Genomic DNA, 25,300 nt, shown 5'->3' on the forward strand with positions numbered 1-25,300 from the left:
GGATGGATCAGACCTGGAAGACGCGGATCGCCGCCGGGTAGATGAGGAACACCAGGAACCCCGCGCAGAGCAGCAGTTGGGCGACCAGCATCGACTGCGACTTCTCGCCGGCGCTGCCCTCGATCTCGGCCAGTTCCCGGTGCCGCATCGTCTCGGCGCGTGAGGCGAGCGACTCGCGCACCTTCGCGCCGTCGTCCGCCACCAGGGCCAGGGACGCCGACAGGTCCTTCAGCTCGTCGACGCCCAGCTCCTCGCCCAGCTGGCCCAGCGCCTGCCACTGGCTGACGCCGGTGATGCGGGCGTCGGCGAGCGCGTTGCGGATGCGCCGGTTGGCCCAGCCGTCCGACACGTCCGCCGCCGCCATCAGCGCCTCGGGCAGACCGCGCCCGCCGGCCAGGCTCATCGAGACGAGGTCGAGGTAGGCCCCGACGACCCGCCGCAGGTCCCGGCGCTTGTCGGCGGCGTCGCGGCGCACCTCCAGGTCCGGCAGGAAGAAGAACAGCGCCGCGCAGGCCAGTGCCAGCCACACGGGGATCGTCGGGCTCTTTCCGACGCCCATCGTCCACGCGACGGCGAACAGGAACGGTCCGAAGACCAGGCCCGCGCAGGCGAGCAGCACCTTGGTCGCGAGGAACTGCTCCCAACTGCGGTCCAGGACCGCCAGGTCCGCCCGCAGCGAGCGCAGTTCCCAGCCCTGCTGCAGATAGAACTCCGCGACCCGCCGGCCGACCCGGGCCCGGGTGGTCGCGAGCCGTCCCGTCTCCGCGTTCCGCGGGCCGCGGGCCTGCTCGTGGGCGACGCCGCGCGCCCGCATCGCGTCGATGCGGGCCACGGTCGCCACGGCGCTGCGCCGGGAGGGCATCAGGGCGCGTACGAGGGCGTAGATCCCCAGGCCCAGTACGGCGCCGACGAGGATCGGCATCGTCAGGTCCACCGGCGTGTCCCTTCGTCGTAGACGGGCGCCTGCTGCTGCGCCGGGCCGTCCTGGTTCTGTCCCGCGGCGGTGCGCGGGGAGACGAACTGCACGCCGGGGTCGTCGCGGACCAGGAAGCGTTCGGGTGTCTCGATCGTCGACAGCTTGCGCAGCCACCAGAAGCCGAGCGCGAACAGACCGCACACGAGGGCCAGGACGAGCTGTCCCATCGGGCTGCCGTAGGGCTCGACGAACGAGCGGTTGAAGATGGACAGGCCGAGGACGAACAGCACCGAGACGGCGACGACGATCTGCACCGAGCGCCGGGTGGAGGCGCGCTGCGCCATCACGCGCTGGCGCATGTCGACCTCCTCACGGGCCGACTTGGCGAGCGCTCCGAGCACCTGGCGCAGACCGGGGCCGCGCAGGCGCGCGTTGAGGATCAGGGCCGCCACGATGATGTCCGCGGACGCGTCGTCGATCTCCTGGGCCAGGTCCTGGAGCGCGTCGGGCAGGGGGGTGCGGGAGCGCAGCCGGTCCACCAGGGCGTCCAGATGCGGGCGCAGGGCGGGGGCGGCGGCGCGGGCCGAGGCGGGGATGGCCTGTTCCAGGCCGACCGCGCCCGCGATGGTGTCACGCAGCGACTCGGTCCAGGAGGCCAGGGCCTCGATCCGCAGCATCGCCGAGCGTTCCTCGGCGGCGCCGCCGAAGAGCCTGTCCCAGAAGAACACCAGCACGCCGGCGGCCAGTCCCGCCACCGCCCAGCGGGTGAGGAGCAGGATCACCAGTCCGGTGCCGACCGCGAGCGAACCGCGTTTACCCGCGAAGCGCAGCAGCTCACCGGCGCGTTCGCTCGCGCGCTGCTTCTCGTGCTCGGGTTTGACGGGCAGTCCGCGGATCGCGGCGCCGAGCAGGGCGAGGCCCCCGCCGACCGCGACACCGCAGCCGAGCGCGTACAGCACCGTGGTCGAGAACAGTCCGCCCAGCGAGCCGAGCGGCTGCAGGGCGAGGTGCGCGGGGGCGGAGAGGGAGGCGGAGGCGGGGGTCGTCACGCCGCTCACCCCCAGCTTCCGGCGGGCTGGTAGCCGAACGGCATCAGGTCCTCCAGGCAGGCGACGGGGGCGTGGGGGACGACCTGGCCGTCCGCTGCCTCCGCGAAGACCTCGCTGGACAGGACGCGTCCGTCCACGCCGTTGACCTCGCGGATCGAGGTGACCATGCGCTGGAGTCTGCCGCCGCTCTGGTAGTCGTTGCGGCGCTGGATGAAGACGACGAAGTTCACGGCGCCCGCGATCAGCATCTGGCTGGCGTCGATGGGCAGTCGCTCCTGCGCCTGGAGTGCGTAGGTCGAGATGCGGTTGAAGACCTCGCTGGAGCTGTTGGCGTGGATCGTGGACAGCGAGCCGTCGTTGCCCTGCGACATCGCGTTCAGCATGGTGACGATCTCGTCGCCGAGCACCTCGCCGACGATGACCCGGGAGGGGTTCATGCGCAGCGAGCGGCGCACCAGCTCCGCCATCGAGATCATGCCCTGGCCCTCGGAGTTGGGCAGGCGCTCCTCGAACGCGACGACGTTGGGGTGGAGTTCGGGGAACTGGTCGAGGCCGAGTTCCAGGGCCCGCTCGACCGTGATCAGCCGCTCGTGCGGGGGGATCTCGTTGGCGAGCGCGCGCAGCAGCGTGGTCTTGCCCGCGTTGGTGGCCCCCGCGATCATGATGTTCTTGCGGGCGCGCACGGCGCAGGCCAGGAAGTGGCCGAGCTGCGGGGTGATCGTGCCGTTGCCGACCAGGTCGGAGATGAACACCTTGCCCATGCGGGCACGTCGGATGGACAGTGCCGGACGGCGTGCCACGTCCATCACGGCGGACAGGCGCGAGCCGTCGGGGAGGCGGAGGTCGAGCTGCGGGTTCGCCGCGTCGAACGGGCGCGAGGACAGGCCCGAGTAGGCGCCGAGCACCTGGATGAGCTCGATCAGCTCCTCGTCGGTCTCGGCGACCGGCTCGCCCTTGACCTCGCGGCCGTCGGCGTACCCGACGAAGACCTGGTCGCAGCCGTTGATGTCGATGTTCTCGACCTCGGGGTCGTCGAGCAGCGGCTGGAGCCGGCCGACGCCGAACAGCGCGGCGTGCACGGCCGCCGCGTACTGCTCCTCGGTCTCGGCGTCCAGCGGGGTCTGCCCGGCGTTGATCTCGGCGCGGGCGTAGTCCTCCAGGATCTGGGCGATGACCGCGCGGGCGTACTGGCGCTCGTCCTCGGTGGACATCGGCGCGACGCCGGAGACCTGGTCGAGGCGGCGCTGCTCGGCGATCCGGTCGCCCGCATCCTGCCGGAAGCGCTTGACGAGCTGGTGATCGACGGCACTCATCGCCCGGCCACCCCGGTGACCGCCCCGCCGCCGGCGTACCCACCGGGCCCGGCCGGTCCGGCCGGTGCGTTCTGTCCGCCGGGTCCGGCCGGTCCGGTCGGCGGGTTAGGGCCGGTCGGGGCTGTCGGGGTGACCGGGACCGTCGGGCCGGTCGGGGTGAGGGTCCATGCCGAGCCGTACTGCTGGTAGAGGTCCTGGGTCACCTTGCGGGCCGAGCGGATGAGCAGCGACTTGTCCAGCCGACCGCGCCGCCGTCCCGCCAACTGCTCGGCCCCGGCCGGGTCATGGGCGATGGTGCCCATGACGCGGGCGCCGGTCCGGGCGGCGATGAGCATCTCGTCGACCTGGTGGACGAGCTTGCCGGAGTTTCCCGGGTCGGCGATCAGGACGACACCGATGAGCGGCGTGCCGAGGGCACCCGCGCCGCGGGAACCACCGTGCAGCCGGGTGGAGAGGGCACCCGCCCGGTCGCGGACGCGCGCGAGCGCCTCCGGCTCGGTGCGCGTCAGGAGCAGCACGAGGCTCGCGTGCGGGAACAGCTCCACGACGGGCACCTCCCCGCTGACGCGCCCGCAGTCGGCGATCACGTCGGCGCTCGCGTGCGGTGAGCCCGCGAGCTGCGCGAAGGTGCGGCCGAGCGTGGGCCACAGCCCGGCGAGCCCGGCGGACTGCTCGGCGTTGCCGAGGCCGACGAGCACCTCCAGGCCGCCGCTGATGGGCTGGACGTGGTCCCACAGCTGGTCGGGGACGAGCCCGCGGCGTGCGGTCGCCGCGATGGACAGCATGCCGGTGTTGGGGTTGAGCGGGCCGCCGTGCGCGGCGGTGCTGCGGTAGACGAGATCGCCGCCCGCGGGGTCCGTCTCGGCGAGCAGTACCCGCCGGGGCCAGACCGCGGCGAGGGCCAGGGCCGCCGTGGTCACACCGGGTGACCCCTTGTCGGCGGCGAGAGCTATGAGCGCCATGTCGCGTGTGGTCTCCTGTCGGCCGTCACGCTCAGTGGGAGGGGACGAGGACGATGGCGACGTTGCCGCCGGCGGCCGCCTGGGCCAGCGCCGCGGCGTCCGCCTGGTCGACCAGGACCGTGATGTTCAGGTTTCCGGTGCTGATCGTGGAGTCGCTCTGCTCGGCCACGCTGCCGACGCGGGCCTTGGCCACGATCGGGGAGGTGTCGGTCCCGGCGGCCGTGCTGGGGGCGGACGTGCGTCCGCTCGCGCCGGAGCCGGTCCCGTCGCCCACGCGGTAGGCGGCGACGACGTCGCCCGACTGGAGACCGGCCGGGTACTGGCCCTCCTTGAGGGAGAGGCCGACGGAGCTCTTGCCCGCGGGCACGTCCTCCTCGGCGGCGAACATCTCGCCCACGACCACGGTGCCCGCGTAGATGGTGGACTTGGCCTTCAGCCGCTGCAGCGCGCCGAGTTGGGACCACCTGACGTAGTGGACGCTGTCGTCCGCCGCGACCATCACCGACGTGGCGCTGCCCGAGTCGACGGACTGGCCCGCCTCGATGTTCCTGGTGACCTTGACGACCTCGACACGGTCGCCGGCGCGCAGCACGAGCATGGTCGCTCCGAGCGCGCCCACCAGGATCAGGAGGACCGCGAGGGCGGCCAGCGCGGGTTTGCGTTCGCGAGGCGCGGTGGGCAGACGCTCGCCCATCGGTGGCTGGACCGGTGGGGCCGTACGGTGGTTGCCCGCCCCCGAACGCTCCTGGATCTTCACGCGACCGCTCCCCGTACAGTCAGAAACTGTTTACTTCGCTCAAACTTCGTCAAAAGTCGCTCTGCGACGAGCGCAAGGCTCAGCGTACGCACGGCTTTCGGCCGCGGTGCGCGCCATCTCGGGTCGCGACGCGTGACCTGGGCGATGCCCCAGCCCGGCGCATACGTCAAGCCAACGCACCGTATCAGCAGCACCTGACCCCCTCAAGGTTGGCCGGATCCCGCATGGGTGACCGAACCTCAGACATCTCCACGCACACCGTGCGCCCGTGGTTCCCCTCTTCACCCGGTCTCCACCCGCCCCTGATGCAGCGCCCGTTCGCCGAGAGCGCCGGGATAGCCTGTCCGGGCCTATCAGCGTGGTGTGACCACGGGTCCCGAAGGAGGAACGCGGTCGATGCGGGTGTCCGTGACGGTGGTCCGGCAGGACACGGATCCACAGGACGTCATTCTTGATTTCGGGGAGGACGCGAGCGTCGCGGAGGTGATCACGACGCTCGCGCCGGTCCCCGCCCCGTCCACCGTCACCGCGATGCGCGGCGGCACCCGCGATCCGCGGTTCGCCGGTGCGATCCCCGCCCCCGAGGCGACCCGGTTGTGGGCGGACGGCGTGCACTGCCCGCCCGACGTCCGGGCCGGCGACGTACTGCGCGACGGCATGCGGATATCCGTCGACGCCGCCGTCGGGCCCTATCTGCGGACGGGTGAGCCGACCGGGCGGTACGAGCTGCGCGTCACCGCGGGCCCCGGCTCGGGTCGCGTGGCACGGCTGGCCGCCGGTGTCACGAGCATCGGCTCCGGGCACGGCTGCACGATCGTGATCGACGACCCCCGCCTCCCCGCGGAGGCGCTGCGGGTACGGGTCGGCGTCGACGGCGGGGTCACCCTGGCACCGCGGGCGAAGGACACCGAGGTCCTGCTGGACGACGCGCCCCTCACGGAAGAGCGGGAATGGCCGCGGGGCGCCCTCGTCAAGTGCGGCGGATCCCTGCTGGTGCTGGACGATCCGGTGGCACCCGACGCGCACCTGGCGCCCATGGGCGAGGGCGGCCTCGCCTACAACCGCCCGCCCCGGCTCGGTTCGCTCCCCCCGCGGGCACGCCTGGTGGTCCCGAGCGCGCCGGGCAAGGCCGACCGGACCCGCTTCCAGCTCATCGCGTCCCTCACCCCGCTGGTCCTCGGCGTGGCGATGTACCTGATGACCAAGCAGACGTACACGCTGCTGTTCTGCTTGATGAGCCCGGTCATGATGATGGGCGAGTGGTTCAGCCACAACCGCGAGGGCAAGAAGAAGCACCGCACCTCGATGAAGGAGTACAAGGTCCAGAAGGCCGAGTACGACGAGGAGTTGAGCCGGCTGACCGCCGCGGACCAGCGGGCGCGGCGCAGCGCCTACCCCGACGCCGCCTCGCTGCTGCTGTTCGCGACGGGGCCGCGGCGCCGGCTCTGGGAGCGCCGGCTCACCGACCCGGACGCCCTGGTGCTGCGTGTCGGCGTCGCGAGCCTCACCGCCAACATCGAGCTGGTGGCCTCGTCCCACCGGACGGCGGACGAGGAGCCGCCGAAGCCGCCGCTCGTCCATGACGTGCCGGTTCCCCTGCCGTTCACCGAACTGGGCGTGGTGGGTCTGGCCGGAGCCCGGCCCCAGGCGCTGGCCTCGGCACAGTGGTTCACCACGCAGGCCGCCCTGCTGCACAGCCCGCGCGACCTCCAGATGGTGCTGTTCTCCTCCGCCCCGGACGCCGCGAGCGCCTGGGACTGGGTGCGCTGGCTCCCCCACGTCGCGCCGCAGCAGGGGCAGGACTGCGTCGCCCTGGTCGGAGCGGACTCGGAGACCGTCGGGCGGCGCGTCGCCGAGCTGCTGGCCGAGCTGAACCGCCGCAAGGAGGCCGCCTCCCCGATGGGCGCGGGGGCCCGGCTGCGGCCCGACCCGCACGTCCTGATGGTGCTGGACGGCGCCCGCCTGCTGCGCCGGGTGCCCGGTGTGCCGCAGCTGCTCCAGGAGGGGCCGCTGCACGGGATGTTCGCGCTGTGCGTGGACGAGGACGAGCGGCTGCTGCCCGAGGAGTGCCGGGCCGCCGTGTGCTGGCCCCTGGGCTCGACCGACCGCGTGGTGCTGCGCGGCGCGGGCCTCGACGCCCTGGGCGAGGTGCTGGCCGACCAGGTCTCCCACTCGTGGTGCGAGCTGGTGGCCCGCTCCCTGGCTCCGATCCGCGACGTCAGCCGCGACGACGCGGACAGCGCGCTGCCCTCGGCCGCCCGGCTGCTGAACCTGCTGCAGATGCCGGATCCGACGGGCGGCGACATCGAGCGCGTCTGGCGGGCCGGGGGCGCCACGACCCGCTTCCCGGTCGGTGTCGGCGCGGAGGGGACGTTCTTCCTCGACCTGCGGATGGACGGCCCGCACGGCCTGGTCGCCGGCACCACCGGCGCCGGCAAGTCCGAGCTGCTGCAGACGCTCATCACCTCGCTGGCGGTCCACAACCGCCCCGACGCGCTGAACTTCGTGCTGATCGACTACAAGGGCGGCGCCGCCTTCCAGGACTGCTCCCGGCTTCCGCACACCGTCGGCATGGTCAGCGACCTCGACGCGCATCTGACCGAGCGCGCCCTGGCCTCGCTCGGCGCCGAACTGCGGCGGCGCGAGGAGATCCTGCTCGCGGCAGGCGCCAAGGACATCGAGGACTACACCGACACCCGGCGGCTGCGGCCCGAGCTGGAGCCGATGCCGCGTTTGGTGCTGATCATCGACGAGTTCGCCTCACTGGTCGCCGAACTGCCGGACTTCGTGGCGGGCCTGGTCGACATCGCCCGCCGGGGCCGGTCGCTCGGCGTGCATCTGATCCTCGCCACCCAGCGCCCGGCGGGTGTCGTCAGCCAGGACATCCGCGCCAACACCAACCTGCGGATCGCGCTGCGGGTGACCAACCGGGACGAGTCCGCGGACGTCATCGACGCCCCGGACGCGGGCGGCATCGCGAAGTCGACCCCGGGCCGCATGTATGTGCGTTCGGGGGCGAACGCGCTGGTCGCGGTCCAGTCCGCGCGCATCGGTGGCCGGCGTCCCGGACTGTCGTCCCGGCCGGCCGTCGGACTGCTCCCGCTGCCGTGGACCTCCGTGGGGCGGCCCCTGCCCAAGCAGTCCGACGACGGCGACGACGGCACCATGGTGACGGACCTCGCGGTGCTGGTGGACGCCATCTCCGCGGGCTCGCGGAGCATGGGGTTCGGCGAGCCGCACAAGCCGTGGCTGCCGCCGCTGCCGGAGGCCGTCGCGGTCGCCGACCTCCCCCGGCCGGCCCCCGCGCCGCACGGGGACGTGCCCCCCGCCGCCTTCGGTGTGATCGACGTGCCCTCCCGCCAGGCCCGCTCCCCGCTCACCCTGGACCTGGTGAGCGGTGAGCACCTGCTGATCGTCGGCGGCCCCCGGTCCGGCCGCTCGACCACGCTGCGCACGGTGGCGGCGTCGCTGGCGACGACGGCGGCCCCCAGCGACGTGCACCTCTACGGCATCGACTGCGGCGCCAACATCCTGCTGCCGCTGACCCGGCTGCCGCACTGCGGTGCCGTCATCACGCGGGACGAGACCGAACGCCTCGTGCGGCTGCTGGGCCGGCTCCAGGGCGAGGTGACGCGGCGCCAGCAGCTGCTGGCCCACCTCGGCGTCTCCAGCGTGGCCGAGCAGCGGGCGTCGGCCGAGGGCGAGGACCGGCTGCCGTGGATGGTGCTGCTGCTGGACGGCTGGGAGAGCTACGTCCAGACGTTCGAGGGCTACGACTACGGAAAGCTGATCGAGGCCATCACCCGGCTGTTCCGCGAGGGTCCCGCGGTGGGCCTGCGCGTGGTGATGACGACGGACCGCAGCGGGATGAGCGGTTCGATGACCAGTGCCTTCGGAGAGCGGCTGATCCTCAGGCTCACGGACCCCAACGACTACGGCATGGTCGGCATCAACCCCCGCGCGGTGCCCAAGGAGATGCCGCCCGGGCGCGCCCTGCGGCTGACCGACGACGGGGTGCAGGAGTGCCAGTTGGCGCTGCTCGCCACCGACCCGGCGGGCAGGGCGCAGGTCGAGGCGCTGCAACGGATCGCGACCGAGGCCGTGGAGCGCCATCCGCGGCCCCGCCGGGCGCTGCGGCCCATGCGGGTGGACGCCCTTCCGCTGCGCTGCACGGCCCGTGAGGCCCTCGCGCTGGACCCGGACTTCACGCGCGCCTCGGACCTGTGGGCGCTGGTGGGCGTGGGAGGCGACGAACTCGGCCCCCTGGGGGCCGACCTGTCCGAGTCGGGTCCCGGCTTCGTCGTCGCCGGCCCGTCGAAGTCCGGCCGGTCGAGCACGCTGATCACCATCGCCCGGTCGCTGACCGGCGGCGGCCTGCCCGTCGTGCTGATCACGCCGAAGCGTTCCCCGCTGAAGGAGTTGGAGGGCGAGCCGGGGGTGCTCGGCGTGCTCGGCTCCGACGCGTCGCAGAGCGATCTCACCGAGCTGCTGGAGCGGACGGCCGGCGGGCGCTACGCGGTCGTCGTGGACGACGCGGAACTGCTGTACGACTCCGCGCTGGACTCACCGCTGGAGGAGATCGTCCGCAGCGGGATGGACGGGGACCACGCCGTCGTCGTGGCGGGCTCGGCCGAGCAACTGGGGTCGCAGTACCGGGGCTTCGTGGTGGAGGCGCGGCGCAACCGCCACGGTCTGCTGCTGGCCCCCACCCCGGACGCCGGCGAGCAGCTCTTCGGTGTGCGGCTGCCGCGCACCGGTGCCGCCCACCCGGCGGGGCGCGGCGTGCTGGTCCACGGGGGCGCGGCCGTACAGGTCCAGGCGGTCGTGGCGGACTGACGAGAACGGCCCGGGGTGGGCCGCCCGACCGGATCGGGCGGCCCACCCCGGGCCGAAGCGGGGCACTCCCGCGGCAGTGTCTGACGGGGTCAGTGACCCACGGTCGCCCTGCGGATGTTGTCGTGGTGGGTCTGCGACGCCTGGTGGGCGTCGTGCAGGAGGTCCACGATCTTCTGGAGGTGCGGCTTCATCGAGGCCCACTCCTGACGGAACTTGTCCGCCAGAGGTCCGGTCCAGTAGGCGTGGCTCTCGTCGGAAGCCGAGTTCAGACCACTGAACACCGTCTCCAGGTTGCCCCGCTGGGTCTTGAAGTGGGTGACCAGCTTGTTCAGCGCCTCAAGATCGGCACCGGTTATACCTGCCATGGGTGGCCGTTCCTCCCCGTATCTGCTTCTACGACATCACGGGCACACCGCCCGTGCGCAGAACCGTACTCTACGCCCCGGGTTCACCGGCCGCATCATTCGGCTCCGCCTCAACACACGTCTTCTACAGGCGGTTTGGTTCCGCTTCCCACCCCCGGATACACGAGTTCCGCGACGCCCCTGCGGCGAAAAACAGCGGATCGGGACATTGATGGACAAGCCGCTGAATGCGCCGCCCGAGGGAAACGGGGCGACCGTATACTCGCCGCGATGTTCTTGACCACGTCTTGAACAGGTCGACCGACGGGGGAAGGGCGGTACATGACGGAGTTCAGGGGATTCGACACCGACGGTGTCGACGCGCTCGCGAAGGACCTGGACGCGCTGGCCCGGAACTCGGGTTCGCTGCACACCCAGCTCGCCACCCTCATGACCGCGGTCCAGCAGAACCTCCCTCCCGGTCAGCGCGCGTCGTACGACCCCGATCTCCAGAACCTCGTCGGCGACCTCATACCGATGCCCTTCTTCGGGCACCGGCAGCTGCCCGGTTCCCTCGGCGGCGAACTCGGCGACATGCAGGCGTCGATGAAACGCCGCCTGGCGCAGCTCAAGGGCGCCAAGGACCTGGCCGACCACGGCTACCCGGTCGGCGACGACACCGTCTTCCTGGACGAGAAGGCCCCCGACGCCAAGAGGATCCAGGACGCCTACGACGACCTGCACGGGCTGGGGTCGGCGCACTTCGGGATCACCGGGAACCAGGAGGAACTGCAGCGGGTCTCCAAGGAACTCGACGGACTCACCGCGGCCGAACTCGACTCGGTCGTCGCCAAGGCGTCGCCCCAGGACCTGGCGGACTACAACAGGCTCATCGGCGACACCGGCGGCGGGCTCGGGGTGTTCGGGTTCGGCCTGTACGGCCTGCCGGCCGACCGGTGCCGCGACACCGTCGCCCTGATGCTGTCCAAGGTGAGCCAGGACAACATGGCCAAGTTCACGACGGCGTTCCCGCAGGTGCAGCCGGACTTCACCAACTCGAACGCGTACCTGAACCACGGCAACGACCAGAACGGCCAGACCAACGACGGGATCCGCTGGGCCACGCCCACCAACCCGCTGTTCGACGACGGCGTCTCGGTGGACGACGTGAACCAGCGCCAGTTCGGCGACTGCTGGTACATGGCCTCGCTCGCGGGACTCGCCCAGAAGGACCCGCAGTTCGTCCAGGACGGCATCAGGCAGAACCCGAACGGCACGGTCAGCGTCCGCGTCTGGAACCAGGGCGGCGACTACCACTGGGTGACCATGACCGCGGAGCTGCCCAGCGACCGCAACGGCACCCCGCTCAGCGCCTACGGCAACGGGGAGACGTGGCCGGCCTACTACGAGAAGGCCTTCGCCCTCAGCTACACGGACGAGGACGGAAACAAGGGCTACGGCGGAATAGAGGGGGACGACCCGAAACGGTCCGCACCGTATCTCACCGGACACGGCGGAGAGGACCTGGAAACGGGCGGATTCCTGGGCATCGGCAAGCACGAAGACATGAACATCGACACCCTGAGGAAGAAATTCGACTCGGGCCAGGTCATCACCGTCTCCTCACCGGACGACGAGGATCTGGACAAGAATCACCCCGCCTCGTTCGGTGGCAGCTATGTCACCAATCACGCCTATTACGTACGCGGATTCACCGGTGACGGGAAAATCATCCTCGGCAATCCCTGGGGAAAGAAAAGCGCTCCCCCGATCGAGGTGTCGCAGGAGGATTTCGACAAGTACTTCCACAATCCGGAGGCCTTCCACGCCCCGTGAAGCCCGAGGCGGCGGCGAAGCCGCCCGTATACTCACCGGCGATGTTCTGGACCCCGTCATGAACAGGGTCGACCGACGGGGGAAGGGCGGCACATGGGGCATCCGCAGGGCGTCGACACCACTGAGTTGAAGGCGCGGGCGAAGAGGCTGCGTGAGTGCGCGCGGCAGGCACGCGCGCTGGCGGGCCGGCTGGGGCCCTATCTCGACCAGGCCGTCAAGAAGGCCACGCCGCGCGGCACGGGCCCCGGGAGCGGGGCGATCTGGCTCGGGCCCTTCGCCGACCAGTGCACCCTGACACTCCAGAAGCGGCGGAACACGCTGAGCGTCATGGCGACCTCGCTGCTGGGTGACGCCCGGCGCTGGGAGCAGCAGGCGGACGAACTGGACCACCAGGCAACGGAGAAGGACAAGGCCGCCGCGGGCGGCCACTGACGGCGTTCCCCGACGCCCCATGACGACCACAGGTGAGTGACGTGTCCGAGCATGACCAGGTGAAGTATCCGCTCGCGTTCGACGGGCGCTGGGTGCTGCGCTACCACGTTCCGTACTCCGTCGAGCACGAGGGCGGAGCCCATCTCGTCGTCGCGTCCATCTTCGCCGAGCCGAGGGTGCACGCCCGCATCCGGATCTCGTGCGGTGGGCGGCACGTCGCGGAGTACGACGACCTCACGCCGGGCGACCCGGTGGAGATCACGGGCGACACCTGGCGTGTCACGGCGGTGGACTACCGGACCCGCGTCGAACTGGAGCGGGTGGACGGGGTGGACGGCACCGGCCGGACAGGCGGCCGGGAGAGCGACGACGACCAGGAGGTCAACGGTGTTCAGGGCGACAGGTCCGCGTAGGCACGGGCGGATGCGGGGGCACGCCGCGGTGGGCTTCGCCGTGGCCCTGCTGGCACTGGCCGGCTGCCAGTCGCGGAAGCCGGCGGCGGGCCCCTCCGCCGACGCCTCACCGGCGCGGGACAAGGGCCCGCTGTGCGTGGGCACGGCGGCCGCCGGCATGCCGCACGTCCTGCGCGGTGGCGGCTTCACGCTGCCCGGTGGCGGAGGTGTCCGGTACACCGGGGCAAGCGCCGACGGCACGACGCGCACGGCCACCCTCGCCGACGGCGCGCGCTACCGCTCCGGTGCGCGGCAGTGGACCGTCAGGACCGGCGCGCGGCTCACGGTGTCCGGGCACGCCTACACCGTCCGCCAGATCTGCTCCTACCGTGTCGTCCTCGCACCGGACGACGCCGAGGCCAGGGCGGCGCTGGCCGCCGAGCCCGCGTCCACGCGCTCCTCGGGCGGTTCGGCCGACGACGGGCTGTGCTACACCACCAACCGCTCCGCGCTGACGGCCGCGGGGCGGGGATTCCCGGCCGAGGGCCAGGCGCTGCCCCTGGTCACCAACGGCGGTCGGCGGCAGTTCCCGACCGGCTGGTCGATCGCGGTCTACTTCGTCAGCTCCGCCGACGGCACCGCCCACCTCGGGGCGTCCTGCGCGGGCATCCCCGCGGCCGACTACCAGGACGTCGCCACCGGAGACACGGTCGAGTTCGCCGGCACGCTGTTCCGGGCCACGGTCGTGGGGGCGTCCAGGTCCGTGACCCTGACGCGGCTCCGTTCCTGAGACGGGCGCCCGCGCGGCGCGGCTACCCGACCCGTGTCAGCCGCGCCACCGGGTTGCCCGCCTCGGTGTTGTTCATCTGAAGCCGCAGGTCGGTGCCCGTCGGGGTCAGGCGTACGAGGTGCCGGCCCTTGGTGCACACGTCCCGGTTGCCGGCCTCGGCCACACTCGTCACGTAGAGCTGGGCCCTGGTGGCCTTCTTCAGGACGAGCACGTCGTCGCAGTCCCCGCCGAGCTGGTCGGTCTGCCGCAGGGTCCCGAACTCCTCGCCCGCGGCCGCCTGGTGGATCGTGACGCGGAAGGTGCCCATCGGCAGGGTGCCGCCCAGTGCCGTCGCGTCGCCCTCCCAGGTGCCGAGGTAGCGGCCGGGCACGGCGGACGGCGCGGTGCCCTCGGCGGTCGCGGCCGGGGAACGGGGCACCCGGGACGCGTCGCCGGCCCCGCCCGCCCCGCCCTTGCCGAACAGCCCCAGTCCCGGGACGAGCCCCGCTCCGACCGTCACGGCCAACGCCCCCGCGATCGCCAGGGCGACGGTGCAGCTCACCCGTCGGCCGCGGCCCGCGGCGCCCGGATCCGAGGTGGCGGCGAGGCTCACGGAGAGCTTGTCGACAGCGGCGCGGTCGGTGGCCGGGGCCGGGCCGGAGGACGGCTGCGGGGCGGCGGACAACTCCGGGACGGCGGACGGCCCCGCCTCCGAGACCCTGCTGAACCCCACCGGGCCCGAGGGCTCCGCCTGACCCGCCTCCAGGTTCAGCAGCTGCACGGCGCTTCGGCTGAGCTGCTCCACCAGGCGGCCCGGAAGCCAGCCGGCCGACACCAGACGGGCGGTGCCCCGCGGCGCGAGCCGCCCGGCCACCTCCTCGGGTGCGGGCCGCGCGGCCGGGGACTTGGCGAGGCAGGCGCCGACCAGCTCCCTCAGTTCGCCTCGCAGAGCGCCGAGTTCGGGCTCGGTGTGGACGACCTTGTACAGCAGCGCCGCGGAGGTGTCGCCGGGGAACGGCGGCTTCCCCAGGGCCGCGTACGCCAGCACCGCGCCCAGCGAGAAGACGTCCGCCGCGCCCGTGGCGCCCTCGCCGAGGATCTGCTCGGGGGACATGTAGCCGGGCGAGCCGACCGAGACGCCCGTCGAGGTCAGCGACGCGGCGCTGTCCATGGCACGGGCGATGCCGAAGTCGATGAGGAGCGGCCCGTCCAGGGTGAGCAGGACGTTCGACGGTTTCACGTCGCGGTGCACCAGGCCCAGCCCGTGCACGGCCGTCAGAGCCTCCGCGAGTCCCGCGCCCAGCACCCGCACGGACTGCTCCGGAAGCGCCGCGCCGTCCGTGACCGCCGCGGCCAGGGTGGGGCCCGCCGCGTAGCCGGTCGCGACCCACGGCACGGGCGCCTCGGGGTCGGCGTCCAGGACCGGCGCGGTCCAGGCGCCGCCCACCCTGCGCGCGGCGTCCACCTCGCGGTGGAAGCGCGCCCGGAACTGCTCGTCCTGGGCGAAGTGCGGGTGGACGACCTTGACGGCCACCGTGCGCCCGCCCGTGCTGCGCCCCAGGTAGACGCGTCCCATCCCGCCGGACCCGAGCCGGCCGAGCAGCCGGTAGGGCCCCACGGTGGTGGGCTCGCCCTCCTCCAGCGGCCGCATGGCCTCCACCCCTCCCCCGTACGACTCCCAGCAGGGTAGTGCGTCGGGTCCGGCGGCACGCGGACTCGCGGCGTCACGGCTCCAGCAGTGCCACCGAGACGTCCGCCGGGAATCCGGTCGTCGGGCCGACCCGCCGGGCGAACTCGGTGACCGCCGCGAGCTGCGGGGCGCCGAAGCGGAAGTCCAGCGTGGTGAAGTAGCGTTCGAGGACGCGCTCGTCGAAGGCCTCCCAACGGGCCGCCTGCTCCGCGACCTTGCCGACCTCCTCGAGGGAGAGGTTGCGGGAGTCGAGGAAGGCCTCGTGGACCTTGCGCGTGATCACCGGCTCACGCTCCAGGTAGTCGCGGCGCGCGGCCCACACGGCGAAGACGAACGGCAGTCCCGTCCACTCCTTCCACAGGGTGCCGAGGTCGTGGACGTCCAGGCCGTAGCGCGGGGCGTCGTGGAGGTTGGCGCGCAGGGCGGCGTCGCCGATCAGGACCGCCGCGTCGGCCTCCTGCATCATCACGCTGAGGTCGGGCGGGCACGTGTAGTAGTCGGGCGTCACGCCGTACCGCTCGGCGAGCAGCAGCTGGGCGAGGCGGACGGAGGTCCGCGAGGTGGAGCCGAGGGCGACCCTGGCGCCGTCCAGCTGGTCCAGGGGGACCTGGGAGACGATCACGCACGACATCACCGGGCCGTCGCAGCCGACCGCGATGTCGGGGAAGGCGACCAGTTCGTCGGCGTGCCTGAGGAACTCGACGAGGGTGACGGGGCCGATGTCGAGGTCGCCCCGCACCAGCTGCTCGCTGAGCTTCTCGGGGGTGTCCTTGGTCAGCTCGATATCGAGGAGCGTGCCGGTTCTCGCGAGCCCCCAGTACAGGGGCAGGCAGTTCAGGAACTGGATGTGACCGACGCGCGGCCGGTTGCGAGAATTGTCCACATCGCGAGACTAGCCCCCATGCGATACGGTGCTCGCCCCAGGGTGCGGACGGCTCCGCACGAGGATTCCGGATATCCCGCGGACCACTGGTGTCCACCTCCGCGACTACGAAGCGACGCGGGTCGTCAACCCGGCTCACCACCCACTCAAACATCCGGGTGAAGTGATCTTGACCTCTATTGCTTCCTGCTGCCTGCGTGCTAGGCTCGCCGCAAGTTGCAGTTTGGTTTCCTTGCAGTACAGAGCCTGCGGAGCATGTGACCGCGGGCTCTCGTCGTTTTCAGAGACATGCAGTTGTGCGGCGCTTCAGTTTTCACACTTGCAGGTTCTGGAGCAGGGCAACCCTTTGGGCCCAAGGAGGGCTTATGGCTACCGGAACCGTGAAGTGGTTCAACGCCGAAAAGGGCTTTGGCTTCATCGCCCAGGAAGGCGGCGGTCCCGACGTCTTCGTCCACTACTCCGCGATCAACGCGAACGGCTTCCGCTCGCTCGAGGAAAACCAGCAGGTGAGCTTCGACGTGACCCAGGGCCCGAAGGGCCCGCAGGCGGAGAACGTCACCGCCATCTGAGCCCTCGGTCTCGGAGTTTCGGACTCCGGTTCCCGGCATTCGGCTCCCTGAGCCCGTGTGCCGGGATTCGGAACGGACAGCAGTACCCAAGGAGCCCCGCGCGCCGGTTCGGCGCAGGGGGCTCCTGCTTTTTATGCCCATACGCCCTCCTCTCGCCGGGGCGTCGACCTTGAGACCTCCGTGTTGTGCCACCGTCTCTCTCGTGCACTGTTCGTCTGCCCGAGCACCGGCGGGGCATGCGTCCTCCAGTCGGGTGACGCGCACGGGCCGCCGGGCTACCAGGCCACGGGCAGCTCGTGCGGGAAGCGGCGGATCGTCTCGGTGTCCCAGCGCACCCGCTCGGGCGGCACCGCGAGCCGCAGCCCCGGGAACCGGTCCAGCAGCCGCCCGACGGCCACCTCCAGCTCCGCCATGGCCAGCGGCACGGCGATGCACCGGTGTCCGCCCCAGCCGAACGTCATGTGCGGCGCCGGGGGTCTGGCCGGGTCGATGACATGCGGGTCCGGGTAGCGTTCGGCGTCGCGGTTCGCGGCCAGGTAGGACACGTGGACGAACTCGCCGGCCCGGATCAGCACGCCCTCCATCTCCACGTCCTGGAGCGCCACCCGGGGGATGCCGACGCCCTTGCGGAACGGGATGACGCGCAGCAGCTCGTTGATGACCTCCGTCAGGCTCTCCGGCCGCTCCCTGAGGTGCTCGACCAGTTCGGGGCGGGTCAGCAGCAGGTAGGCGATGTTGCTGATCTGGCAGGTGGCGGTGTCCTGCCCGCTCAGCACCAGGGTCAGCGCCATGACCGCGAGCTCCTGGTCGTCCAGGGCGTCCTCGCCGTCCTTGGCGGCGGCCAGCGCGCTGATCAGATCGTCCCCGGGGGTGCGCCGGCGCCGCTCCACGAGGTCGCCGAAGTACGCGCGCAGGTCGGCCTTGGCCTGCGCGGCCTTCTCGCGGCTGTCCGGGCCGGTGGCGAGCAGGTCGTGGGCGTTCCGCTGCATCCGGGGCCAGTCCTCGCGGCCGATGCCGAGGACGTCGTAGATGGTCTGCTGGGGGAGCTGGTTCGACAGGTGGTGGACCAGGTCCGCGGGCGGGCCCTGCTCGGCCATCTCCTCCAGCAGGGTGTCCGCCAGCACCGTGATCCTGCGCCGCATCAGCTCCACGTGCCGCTTGGTGAAGGCCTGGGACGCCAGACGGCGCAGGCGGCTGCTGTGGGGCGGGTCCATCACGTTGATCGACTCGGGGGAGACGATGGGCTCGGGGGTCAGCCGGGGATAGTCGAACCCCATGATCCCCGCCCGGCTGAACCGCTGGTCGGTGGTCACGCGGCGCACGGCGTCGAACCCGGTGACGAGCCAGGCGTCGGCGTCGCCGTAGGGCAGCCGGATGCGGGTGATGGACTCGCGGTCCATCAGTGCGGCCAGGGCGGGGTCGAACTCCATGGCGTCACTGAAATCGAACGGACAAGCGGTCACTTCGCCGTCTGAGCTCATCGCGCGGGGCTCCCTTCTCGGCGGGGTCGGCAATCCATGGATATGTCCTTTGCACCCGCCGCGCGATCCGACTCCGTCGGGGAGGACCAGGTACGGCCGGCTGCCACCCGCGGGCCCGCCGTGGCCGATCGCGCCACCGGGCACCCGCATCCGGCAGCCCCGCGCCCCGCGGAATCCGGCTGGGCTAACCGGACGCGGCAAGCGGGTGATTTCCCCCGGGGCGCCCCGCCCCGCGCGGCACCGCCGTCCGTCCCCCTACTGGGCGTACAGCTCCTCCACCTGCGGGGCGAAGTCCCGAAGGATCGCCTCCCGGCGCAGTTTCATCGACGGGGTCACCTGTCCGGCCTCCTCGGTGAAGTCCACCGGCAGCACGGTGAAGCGGCGGATCGACTCGGGGCGGGAGACCAGCTTGTTGGCCTCCTGGACGGCCTGCCGCAGAACCTCGTACAACTCCTCGTCCCCCATGAGCAGTTCCGGCGGAACCGGATGCTTGCCGTTCATCTGGCGCCAGTGGTCGACGCCCTCCGGGTCCAGGGTGATCAGGGCGCTCACATAGGGGCGGCCGTCGCCGAGGACCAGGCACTGCGAGATCAGCGGGTGGGAGCGCAGCCAGTTCTCCAGGGGGGCGGGCGCGACGTTCTTGCCGCCCGCGGTGATGAGGATCTCCTTCTTGCGCCCCGTGATCGTCAGATAGCCCTCGTCGTCCAGGCGGCCGATGTCCCCCGTGGGGAACCAGCCGTCGGGGGTCGCCGGGACCACACCGCCCGCGTGCGGGTCCCAGTAGCCGCGGAACACCTGCGCGCCCGAGAGCAGCACCTCGCCGTCCGCCGCGATACGCACCTTCGTGCCCGGCAGGGGCCAGCCGACGGTGCCCAGGCGGGGCCGCAGCGGGGGTGTCACCGTCGCCGCGCCGGTGGTCTCGGTCAGCCCGTAGCCCTCGAAGACGGAGATTCCGGTGCCCGCGTAGAAGGCCGCGAGGCCGCGACCGAGGGGTGAACCGCCGCAGATGACATGGCGGACCCGGCCGCCCAGGGCGTTGCGGATCCGGCGGTAGAGCAGCGGGTCGTAGAAGGCGCGCGCCGTCTTCAGGGCGCGGCCCGGCCCGTTCCCGGTGCCGTGCTGCTGGGCCTCCAGCGCCTCGCCGTAGCGGCGGGCCACACCGGCCGCCCGGTCGAACAGGACCGCCTTGCCGCCGCGTTCGGCCGAGGCGCGCGCGTTGTTGTAGATCTTCTCCAGCATGTACGGGATGGCCAGCAGGAAGGTGGGCCTGAAGCTCGCCAGGTCGGCCAGCAGGTCCTCGCCCGTCAGGCTCGGCGCGTGCCCGAGCCGTACCCGCGCGCGGACGCAGGCGACGGCCACCATGCGGCCGAAGACGTGCGACAGGGGCAGGAACAGCAGCGTGGACGGCTCGTCGCCGCCTCTCCCCTTGAACACCGGGTCGAGCAGTTCGGTGGCGTTGTCCACCTCCGCCAGGAAGTTGCCGTGGGTCAGCGCGCAGCCCTTGGGGCGGCCCGTGGTGCCGGAGGTGTAGATGAGGGTGGCCAGGGTGTCCGGGCCGAGGACGCCCCGGCGTACGTCCACCTCCTGGTCCGGGACCCGGTCGCCGAGCTCCGCGAGGCGCTCGACATGCCCCTGGTCGATCGCCCAGATGTGGCGGAGCCCGGGCAGGTGGCCGAGTTCGGGGCCGAGAGCCACGGCCTGGTCGGCCGTCTCGGTGAGCAGGGCCACCGCACCGGAGTCCTGGAGGATCCACCGCGTCTGGAACAGCGAGGAGGTGGGGTACACGGGCACGGTCACCAGGCCGGCCGCCCAGGCCGCGAAGTCGAGCAGCGTCCACTCGTACGTCGTGCGGGCCATCACCGCGATCCGGTCGCCCGGCATCAGGCCCTCGGAGATCAGCCCCTTCGCCAGCGCCCGCACCTGGTCGGCGAACTCCACGGCCGTCACGTCCGTCCAACGCCCGTCCGCGTCACGGCGGCTGAGTGCCCGGTGGCCCGGCGCCTCGTCCGCGTTCTCGAACGGCAGGTCGGCGAGCGAGCCGTGGGTCACCCGCGGCACCAGCGGGGGCACGTACGCCTCCCGCACCTCGCCGTTGAGCCGCCGCGTCCTCGGCTCCATGAGCACGGGCCCGCCGTCGCGGTCGAGATCGAGGGCGAGTTCGGGCTCGGGTTCGGCCGGGGCGGCGGGATGGGGCGCCGACGAGTACGAGATGGGCATGGGGCAGCTCCTGGGGACGGCAGCCACGCACTGCTGTTGCTGCATGAGGTACGGGCGGTACGCACCGGGATGTTCACCGGTCGGCGGTCGCGGCTCGCTGTTACCGCCGGTCAGGCCGCGATCGTACGGCTCGCGCGTGGCGAGCCTGTGCGGGTTCCGGGAGGGTACGGGGCCGGGGCTGTGGAGCCTGCGCCGCCGCCGCGCGCCTCGTGCGGACCGGACCCGATCGGGGACCGGGACCGGTCCGGGCCAGGGGCTCTACGGGTGCGGCTTCTCGCCCTTGGCCAGCATCGCGACGTACTTCTCGATCCGGCGCGCCCGGGTCTCGGCCTTCTTGGCTTCCTGGACCCGGTACAGGATCGCGAAGCGGTTGCGCCGGTCCAGCGTCTCGAAGAACGCGGCCGCGGCCGGGTCGGCGGCCAGGGCGGCCGCCAGGTCGTCGGGCACCGTGGCGGTCCGCACGCCGTCGTAGGCCGCGTCCCACCGCCCGTCCGCCTTGGCGCGATCGATCTCGGCCTGCCCCGGCGGACGCATCCGGCCCTGCTCGGTCAGCGCGGCCACCTTGTCCCGGTTGACCTTGGACCATGTGCTGCGCGGCCTGCGCGGGGTGAACCGCTGGAGCCACCAGTGCTCGTCGAGGGCGGCCTTGCGGCCGTCGATCCAGCCGTAGCAGAGGGCCACGTCCAGCGCCTGCGCGTAGTCCAGCGCGACGACCCCGGGGCCCTTCTTGCGCAGCTTGAGCCAGATGCCGGGCGAGTCGGCGTGGTGCTCGCCGAGCCAGGCCTCGAACGCCTCGGCGGACGCGAACGCGACGCTCTCCAGGTCCTCGGTCACCCCCGCAGCGAACCACACCCGAACCTCGCGCGCTCCCCACACCGCCGCACTCGGGCCCGAATACCCCTCCACGGCAGGCGCCTTGGGCGTTCCGCGGCGCGCGAACGGGCCTGGCCCGGCTGGACGGCGGCAGCGGGACGCGGTCCGCTTCCGGGGCGCGCACGGCATCAGGGGCGAGCCCGGCACGGCACCGCCGGGGTGGCGCCGGTGGGCCGACGAGGTGTTCCATCCGCCGCAGCCCTGGCGGCAGTCACCATCGGCTGAGACGGCGCGCACCGGACAGGGGCGGGAACCCGGGAGGGTGAGCGGAGTCGGTTACGACGCCTGGGTCCCGGCCTTGGGGGCGTCGGCCGTCGCCGGCTCGTCCTCCTGGCTGCGGTTCGCGTCGAGGTTCGCCTTCATGCGGTCGACCCGCGCGACGACCTGCACGGACGCCCGGTCGCGCTCGCCCCGCAGGACCACGAAGCTGATCGGCGCCGAGATCACGAGGGCGAGCAGCAGGATCCAGAGGCCGTTGGAGTCGCCGAGGCCGCGCGGGGCGACGCCCGTGTAGACGAGGCCCCAGACGACCACGAGGCAGCCCACGAGGATGGCGAGGCGCATCAGTGTGTAGCGGAGCATCTCAATCCACTCTTCCGTTCCGGGAGCCCCGCCTCCGAGCAGAGGCGAGAACGCGGGTGTCCCAAAGGCCACCGTCCAGTGAAGCACGCCGTATGCCCGATCTTGCACCGGGGTGCGGGGTGCGGGCGCCGCTCGCCGAGCGGCTCAGAGCAGCGGCAGCAGCATGGTGATCTCGTCGCGGTCGTCCCCGGGCGCCACCCGGATCGCGCCGGGCACCCGGCCGACCTCCTTGTAGCCGCAGGACGCGTAGAACCGCTCCAGGCCGAGCCCGCCCCGGCAGCTGAGCCGTATCGCGTCGACGCCGTCCAGGCCGCGTGCGGCGTCGGCCGCCGCCGCCATCAGGTCGCGGCCGTACCCCTTGCCCTGGTGGCGTGGATGGACCATCACGGTGTAGGCCCACAGCCAGTGGGTGAGGAGGCGGTGCGCGTTGGGGGTGAGGAACGTGGTGGCCGCCACCCGTCCGTCCTCGTCGTGCCCGACCAGCAGCCGGGTGCGCCCCTCGCTCATCTCGGCCAGCTGCCTGACCAGCGCCGGACGTATCTCCTCGACGGTGACCGGTGCCACGAACCCCACGGCGCCACCGGCGTTGGACACGTCCGCCCACAACTCCAGGACACCGTCGCGGAGCTCGGGGGTGACGGCCGGGTCAAGGGTGAACGTAAGAGGCATGACGGGAGAGTACCTATTACATCACCCTTCCCTCAAGCCTCTATGACACCCCTCACCCCCGGAACGGCACAGGCCCCGTCGCACGGGGCGACGGGGCCTGTCCACGCGGCGGGGAAGGCGGGCGGGAACTCAGACCCGCATCGGCTGCGGCGCGTCCCGGCGGGCGGGGTCCGGGCCCTCGTACTCGCGGATGATCTCGTAGCGCGTGTTCCGCTCCACCGGGCGGAAGCCCGCGTCGCGGATGAGGTCCAGCAGGTCCTCGCGGGTCAGCTTGTTCGGCGTGCCGAAGTTGTCCGCGTCGTGGGTGATCTTGTACTCGACCACCGAGCCGTCCATGTCGTCCGCGCCGTGCTGCAGCGCGAGCTGGGCGGTCTGCACGCCGTGCATGACCCAGAAGACCTTGACGTGCGGGACGTTGTCGAACAGCAGACGGGACACCGCGAAGGTCTTCAGGGCCTCCGCGCCGGTCGCCATCTGGGTGCGCGCCTGGAGGCGGTTGCGGACCTTGCCGTCCTTCATGTCCACGAAGTCGTGCTGGTAGCGCAGCGGGATGAAGACCTGGAAGCCGCCGGTCTCGTCCTGGAGTTCACGCAGCCGCAGCACGTGGTCCACGCGGTGGCGGGGCTCCTCGATGTGGCCGTAGAGCATGGTCGACGGGGTCTTCAGACCCTTCTCGTGCGCCAGGCGGTGGATCCGCGACCAGTCCTCCCAGTGGGTGCGGTGGTCGACGATGTGCTGCCGGACCTCCCAGTCGAAGATCTCCGCGCCACCTCCGGTCAGCGACTCCAGACCGGCGTCGATCAGCTCGTCCAGGATCTCCGAGGCCGACAGCCCGGAGATGGTCTCGAAGTGGTGGATCTCCGTCGCCGTGAACGCCTTCAGCGAGACGTCCGGCAGGGCGGCCTTCAGCTCGCGCAGGGAACGCGGGTAGTAGCGCCACGGAAGGTTCGGGTGCAGGCCGTTGACGATGTGCAGTTCGGTGAGGTTGTCCGACTCCATCGCCTTGGCGAGCTTCACCGCCTCCTCGATCCGCATCGTGTACGCGTCCTTCTCGCCCGGCTTGCGCTGGAAGGAGCAGTAGGCGCAGGACGCCGTGCACACGTTGGTCATGTTGAGGTGGCGGTTGACGTTGAAGTGGACCACGTCACCGTTCTTGCGGGTGCGCACCTCGTGCGCGAGACCGCCGAGCCAGGCGAGGTCGTCCGACTCGTACAGCGCGATGCCGTCCTCACGGGTCAGCCGCTCACCGGAGCGGACCTTCTCCTCCAGCTCGCGCTTGAGCCCGACGTCCATACCCACACCTTTCTCCGACAGCTCGCCCCACCGTACTCCCCCGCCCCCGGCCGGGCGGGCCCCACCGGCGCTTCGCGCCTACACCTCCTCCGGCAGCTCACCCACCCTGTTCTCCCACTTCGTGGAGAGCACGATCGTGGTGCGCGTCCGGGAGACGCCCTTGGTGCCGGACAGCCGGCGGATGATCTTCTCCAGGCCGTCCACGTCGCTCGCCCGCACCTTCAGCATGTACGAGTCGTCGCCGGCGATGAACCAGCAGTCCTCGATCTCCTGAAGGTCCCTCAGCCGAAGGGCCACGTCCTCGTGGTCGGTGGCGTCGGAGAGCGAGATGCCGATCAGCGCGGTGACCCCCAGGCCGAGGGAGGCGGCGTCCACCGTGGCCCGGTAGCCGGTGATGACCCCGGCCGCCTCGAGCCGGTTGATACGGTCGGTGACACTGGGCCCGGAGAGGCCCACGAGCCGGCCGAGCTCGGCGTAGGAGGCCCGGCCGTTCTCGCGCAGGGCCTGGATGAGCTGCCTGTCAACGGCATCCATAGATCCGAAGCCTTTCATTGTTCAGCGTTCCCGCAAGCTTATATAGATAAATCAAGGCACTCAGGGCATGGCCCCTGTGAATCTTTCATACGATCGATGGCCCGACGTGCGGGGCGGCCCGCCTCGCGTCCGCCCGCCTCGCGCACACCGGGGGACCGCGCCCGGCCCGGTGTCTACTCGTCGGACCGGGAGCCGCCCCCGAGTTCGCCCCGCCAGCGCCGGTACAGCCCGTGCGGCACGCCCACGGCGTCCAGGGCCCGCCCTGCGACGAAGTCCACCAGGTCCTGGATGTGCGTGGCCCCCGCGTAGAACGCCGGGGACGCGGGCAGCACCACCGCGCCCGCCTCGTCCAGCGCCACCAGCTGCCGCAGGGTCTGCCCGCCCAGCGGGGTCTCCCGCACCGCGACCACCAGCGGCCGGCGCTCCTTGAGCGTGACGCTCGCGGCCCGCTGGAGCAGGTCCTTGGACAGCCCGAGCGCCACGCCCGCCACACAGGCGGTGGACGCGGGCACGATCAGCATCCCCTTCGCCGGGTAGGAGCCCGAGGACGGTCCGGCGGCCAGGTCACCGGCGCTCCAGTGCCGCACGCGATCGCCGTCGACGTCGACCGTGAACGCGCCCGGCTTGCCGTCCGCGCCGCGTTCCAGCCACTCCCGCAGATCGTCCCGCCAGTGCGCGTCCCGGAACGCGATCCCCGTCTCGTCGAGCAGCGTGAGCCGCGAGGCGCGCGAGACGACCAGGTCGACGCTCTCCCCCGCGGCGAGCAGCGCGCGCAGGACGGCGGCGGCGTACGGGGTCCCGGAGGCACCGGAGACGCCCACGACCCACGGCGTACGCGGCGTCTGTCCTGGCGTGGCTGCATTCACGGCACGAGCCTATCCGGCGCCGTCCGACAGGATTCGG

22 protein-coding genes are annotated in these 25,300 nt (G+C 72.0%); 6 read left to right on the top strand and 16 right to left on the bottom strand.

Annotated features, from left to right (window positions below; all coding sequences use genetic code 11):
* Positions 1-7: 7 nt before the first annotated feature.
* Genes AB0C59_RS01415 through AB0C59_RS01435 form a run of 5 tightly spaced genes read right to left on the bottom strand, consistent with a single transcriptional unit; the run spans position 8 to position 4,997 of the window.
* Complete coding sequence (locus AB0C59_RS01415; RefSeq protein WP_363000059.1) at positions 8-934, bottom strand: type II secretion system F family protein; 927 nt, start codon at positions 932-934, stop codon at positions 8-10.
* Complete coding sequence (locus AB0C59_RS01420; RefSeq protein WP_363000153.1) at positions 925-1,917, bottom strand: type II secretion system F family protein; 993 nt, start codon at positions 1,915-1,917, stop codon at positions 925-927. Before AB0C59_RS01420 ends, AB0C59_RS01415 begins: the two co-directional genes overlap by 10 nt.
* Positions 1,918-1,970: 53 nt before the next feature.
* The gene (locus AB0C59_RS01425; protein WP_363000060.1) at positions 1,971-3,278 is read right to left on the bottom strand and encodes an ATPase, T2SS/T4P/T4SS family; all 1,308 of its coding nucleotides are present in this window, start codon (positions 3,276-3,278) and stop codon (positions 1,971-1,973) included.
* Positions 3,275-4,240 (bottom strand): hypothetical protein, encoded by a 966-nt coding sequence (locus AB0C59_RS01430; protein ID WP_363000061.1) that lies wholly within the window; start codon positions 4,238-4,240, stop codon positions 3,275-3,277. The genes AB0C59_RS01425 and AB0C59_RS01430 overlap by 4 nt, the downstream gene beginning before the upstream one ends.
* Before the next feature lie 31 nt (positions 4,241-4,271).
* Positions 4,272-4,997 carry a hypothetical protein gene (locus tag AB0C59_RS01435; RefSeq protein ID WP_363000062.1) on the bottom strand — a complete coding sequence of 242 codons (726 nt, stop codon included), beginning with the start codon at positions 4,995-4,997 and terminating at the stop codon, positions 4,272-4,274.
* Positions 4,998-5,393: 396 nt separating this feature from the next.
* Between AB0C59_RS01435 and AB0C59_RS01440 the strand changes: the two genes are divergently transcribed.
* Positions 5,394-9,833, top strand: coding sequence for an FtsK/SpoIIIE domain-containing protein (locus AB0C59_RS01440; RefSeq protein WP_363000063.1), 4,440 nt, complete (start codon positions 5,394-5,396; stop codon positions 9,831-9,833).
* A gap of 89 nt (positions 9,834-9,922) precedes the next feature.
* On the opposite strand, the gene AB0C59_RS01445 is transcribed toward AB0C59_RS01440, so the two are convergent.
* Entirely contained in the window at positions 9,923-10,198 is a 276-nt protein-coding gene (locus AB0C59_RS01445) for a WXG100 family type VII secretion target (protein ID WP_363000064.1), read from the bottom strand.
* A gap of 321 nt (positions 10,199-10,519) precedes the next feature.
* On the opposite strand from AB0C59_RS01445, the gene AB0C59_RS01450 reads away from it, so the two are divergent.
* From AB0C59_RS01450 to AB0C59_RS01465, 4 genes are all read left to right on the top strand, one after another.
* Positions 10,520-12,013 carry a C2 family cysteine protease gene (locus tag AB0C59_RS01450; RefSeq protein WP_363000065.1) on the top strand — a complete coding sequence of 498 codons (1,494 nt, stop codon included), beginning with the start codon at positions 10,520-10,522 and terminating at the stop codon, positions 12,011-12,013.
* Between the two features lie 93 nt (positions 12,014-12,106).
* The gene (locus AB0C59_RS01455) at positions 12,107-12,445 is read left to right on the top strand and encodes a hypothetical protein (protein ID WP_363000066.1); all 339 of its coding nucleotides are present in this window, start codon (positions 12,107-12,109) and stop codon (positions 12,443-12,445) included.
* A 41-nt stretch (positions 12,446-12,486) separates the two neighbouring features.
* Positions 12,487-12,858 carry a DUF6406 domain-containing protein gene (locus AB0C59_RS01460; protein ID WP_363000067.1) on the top strand — a complete coding sequence of 124 codons (372 nt, stop codon included), beginning with the start codon at positions 12,487-12,489 and terminating at the stop codon, positions 12,856-12,858.
* 10 nt (positions 12,859-12,868) lie between these two features.
* On the top strand, positions 12,869-13,627 hold the full coding sequence (locus AB0C59_RS01465; protein ID WP_363000068.1) for a hypothetical protein: 759 nt from the start codon (positions 12,869-12,871) through the stop codon (positions 13,625-13,627).
* A gap of 22 nt (positions 13,628-13,649) precedes the next feature.
* Here the strand turns inward: AB0C59_RS01465 and AB0C59_RS01470 are convergent, their stop codons facing one another.
* Complete coding sequence (locus AB0C59_RS01470) at positions 13,650-15,257, bottom strand: serine/threonine-protein kinase (RefSeq protein WP_363000069.1); 1,608 nt, start codon at positions 15,255-15,257, stop codon at positions 13,650-13,652.
* 73 nt (positions 15,258-15,330) lie between these two features.
* Positions 15,331-16,179 carry a menaquinone biosynthesis protein gene (locus tag AB0C59_RS01475; protein WP_363000070.1) on the bottom strand — a complete coding sequence of 283 codons (849 nt, stop codon included), beginning with the start codon at positions 16,177-16,179 and terminating at the stop codon, positions 15,331-15,333.
* Between the two features lie 365 nt (positions 16,180-16,544).
* On the opposite strand from AB0C59_RS01475, the gene AB0C59_RS01480 reads away from it, so the two are divergent.
* Positions 16,545-16,748 carry a cold-shock protein gene (locus AB0C59_RS01480; RefSeq protein ID WP_043442843.1) on the top strand — a complete coding sequence of 68 codons (204 nt, stop codon included), beginning with the start codon at positions 16,545-16,547 and terminating at the stop codon, positions 16,746-16,748.
* 275 nt (positions 16,749-17,023) lie between these two features.
* Here the strand turns inward: AB0C59_RS01480 and AB0C59_RS01485 are convergent, their stop codons facing one another.
* From AB0C59_RS01485 to AB0C59_RS01520, 8 genes are all read right to left on the bottom strand, one after another.
* Positions 17,024-18,229 (bottom strand): cytochrome P450, encoded by a 1,206-nt coding sequence (locus AB0C59_RS01485; RefSeq protein WP_363000071.1) that lies wholly within the window; start codon positions 18,227-18,229, stop codon positions 17,024-17,026.
* A 255-nt stretch (positions 18,230-18,484) separates the two neighbouring features.
* A complete protein-coding gene (locus AB0C59_RS01490; protein ID WP_363000072.1) occupies positions 18,485-20,446 on the bottom strand; it encodes an AMP-binding protein in 1,962 nt (653 codons plus the stop codon).
* A gap of 258 nt (positions 20,447-20,704) precedes the next feature.
* Positions 20,705-21,298 carry a YdeI/OmpD-associated family protein gene (locus AB0C59_RS01495; protein WP_363000154.1) on the bottom strand — a complete coding sequence of 198 codons (594 nt, stop codon included), beginning with the start codon at positions 21,296-21,298 and terminating at the stop codon, positions 20,705-20,707.
* Positions 21,299-21,595: 297 nt separating this feature from the next.
* Positions 21,596-21,901: a DUF4229 domain-containing protein gene (locus AB0C59_RS01500; RefSeq protein WP_363000073.1), complete on the bottom strand. Its 306-nt coding sequence runs from the start codon at positions 21,899-21,901 to the stop codon at positions 21,596-21,598.
* Positions 21,902-22,045: 144 nt separating this feature from the next.
* Positions 22,046-22,570, bottom strand: a complete 525-nt coding sequence (locus tag AB0C59_RS01505; RefSeq protein ID WP_363000074.1) for a GNAT family N-acetyltransferase — start codon at positions 22,568-22,570, stop codon at positions 22,046-22,048.
* Between the two features lie 129 nt (positions 22,571-22,699).
* A complete protein-coding gene (mqnE, locus tag AB0C59_RS01510; RefSeq protein ID WP_363000075.1) occupies positions 22,700-23,863 on the bottom strand; it encodes an aminofutalosine synthase MqnE in 1,164 nt (387 codons plus the stop codon).
* A gap of 78 nt (positions 23,864-23,941) precedes the next feature.
* Positions 23,942-24,397, bottom strand: coding sequence for an Lrp/AsnC family transcriptional regulator (locus tag AB0C59_RS01515; RefSeq protein ID WP_363000076.1), 456 nt, complete (start codon positions 24,395-24,397; stop codon positions 23,942-23,944).
* A gap of 173 nt (positions 24,398-24,570) precedes the next feature.
* On the bottom strand, positions 24,571-25,263 hold the full coding sequence (locus AB0C59_RS01520) for a UbiX family flavin prenyltransferase (RefSeq protein WP_363000077.1): 693 nt from the start codon (positions 25,261-25,263) through the stop codon (positions 24,571-24,573).
* Positions 25,264-25,300: the final 37 nt, after the last annotated feature.

This window comes from Streptomyces sp. NPDC048664 (assembly GCF_040650555.1).
GTDB lineage: Bacteria > Actinomycetota > Actinomycetes > Streptomycetales > Streptomycetaceae > Streptomyces.

Excerpts from the sequence above, each read along its gene's own strand:
- AB0C59_RS01480 (WP_043442843.1), top strand. The coding sequence starts at position 16,545 with ATGGCTACCGGAACCGTGAAGTGGTTCAACGCCGAAAAGGGCTTTGGC.
- AB0C59_RS01425 (WP_363000060.1), bottom strand. The coding sequence starts at position 3,278 with ATGAGTGCCGTCGATCACCAGCTCGTCAAGCGCTTCCGGCAGGATGCG.
- AB0C59_RS01450 (WP_363000065.1), top strand. The coding sequence starts at position 10,520 with ATGACGGAGTTCAGGGGATTCGACACCGACGGTGTCGACGCGCTCGCG.
- mqnE (WP_363000075.1), bottom strand. The coding sequence starts at position 23,863 with ATGGACGTCGGGCTCAAGCGCGAGCTGGAGGAGAAGGTCCGCTCCGGT.
- AB0C59_RS01515 (WP_363000076.1), bottom strand. The coding sequence starts at position 24,397 with ATGGATGCCGTTGACAGGCAGCTCATCCAGGCCCTGCGCGAGAACGGC.
- AB0C59_RS01490 (WP_363000072.1), bottom strand. The coding sequence starts at position 20,446 with ATGCCCATCTCGTACTCGTCGGCGCCCCATCCCGCCGCCCCGGCCGAA.
- AB0C59_RS01465 (WP_363000068.1), top strand. The coding sequence starts at position 12,869 with ATGCGGGGGCACGCCGCGGTGGGCTTCGCCGTGGCCCTGCTGGCACTG.
- AB0C59_RS01455 (WP_363000066.1), top strand. The coding sequence starts at position 12,107 with ATGGGGCATCCGCAGGGCGTCGACACCACTGAGTTGAAGGCGCGGGCG.
- AB0C59_RS01445 (WP_363000064.1), bottom strand. The coding sequence starts at position 10,198 with ATGGCAGGTATAACCGGTGCCGATCTTGAGGCGCTGAACAAGCTGGTC.
- AB0C59_RS01485 (WP_363000071.1), bottom strand. The coding sequence starts at position 18,229 with ATGAGCTCAGACGGCGAAGTGACCGCTTGTCCGTTCGATTTCAGTGAC.
- AB0C59_RS01440 (WP_363000063.1), top strand. The coding sequence starts at position 5,394 with ATGCGGGTGTCCGTGACGGTGGTCCGGCAGGACACGGATCCACAGGAC.
- AB0C59_RS01430 (WP_363000061.1), bottom strand. The coding sequence starts at position 4,240 with ATGGCGCTCATAGCTCTCGCCGCCGACAAGGGGTCACCCGGTGTGACC.
- AB0C59_RS01470 (WP_363000069.1), bottom strand. The coding sequence starts at position 15,257 with ATGCGGCCGCTGGAGGAGGGCGAGCCCACCACCGTGGGGCCCTACCGG.
- AB0C59_RS01500 (WP_363000073.1), bottom strand. The coding sequence starts at position 21,901 with ATGCTCCGCTACACACTGATGCGCCTCGCCATCCTCGTGGGCTGCCTC.
- AB0C59_RS01505 (WP_363000074.1), bottom strand. The coding sequence starts at position 22,570 with ATGCCTCTTACGTTCACCCTTGACCCGGCCGTCACCCCCGAGCTCCGC.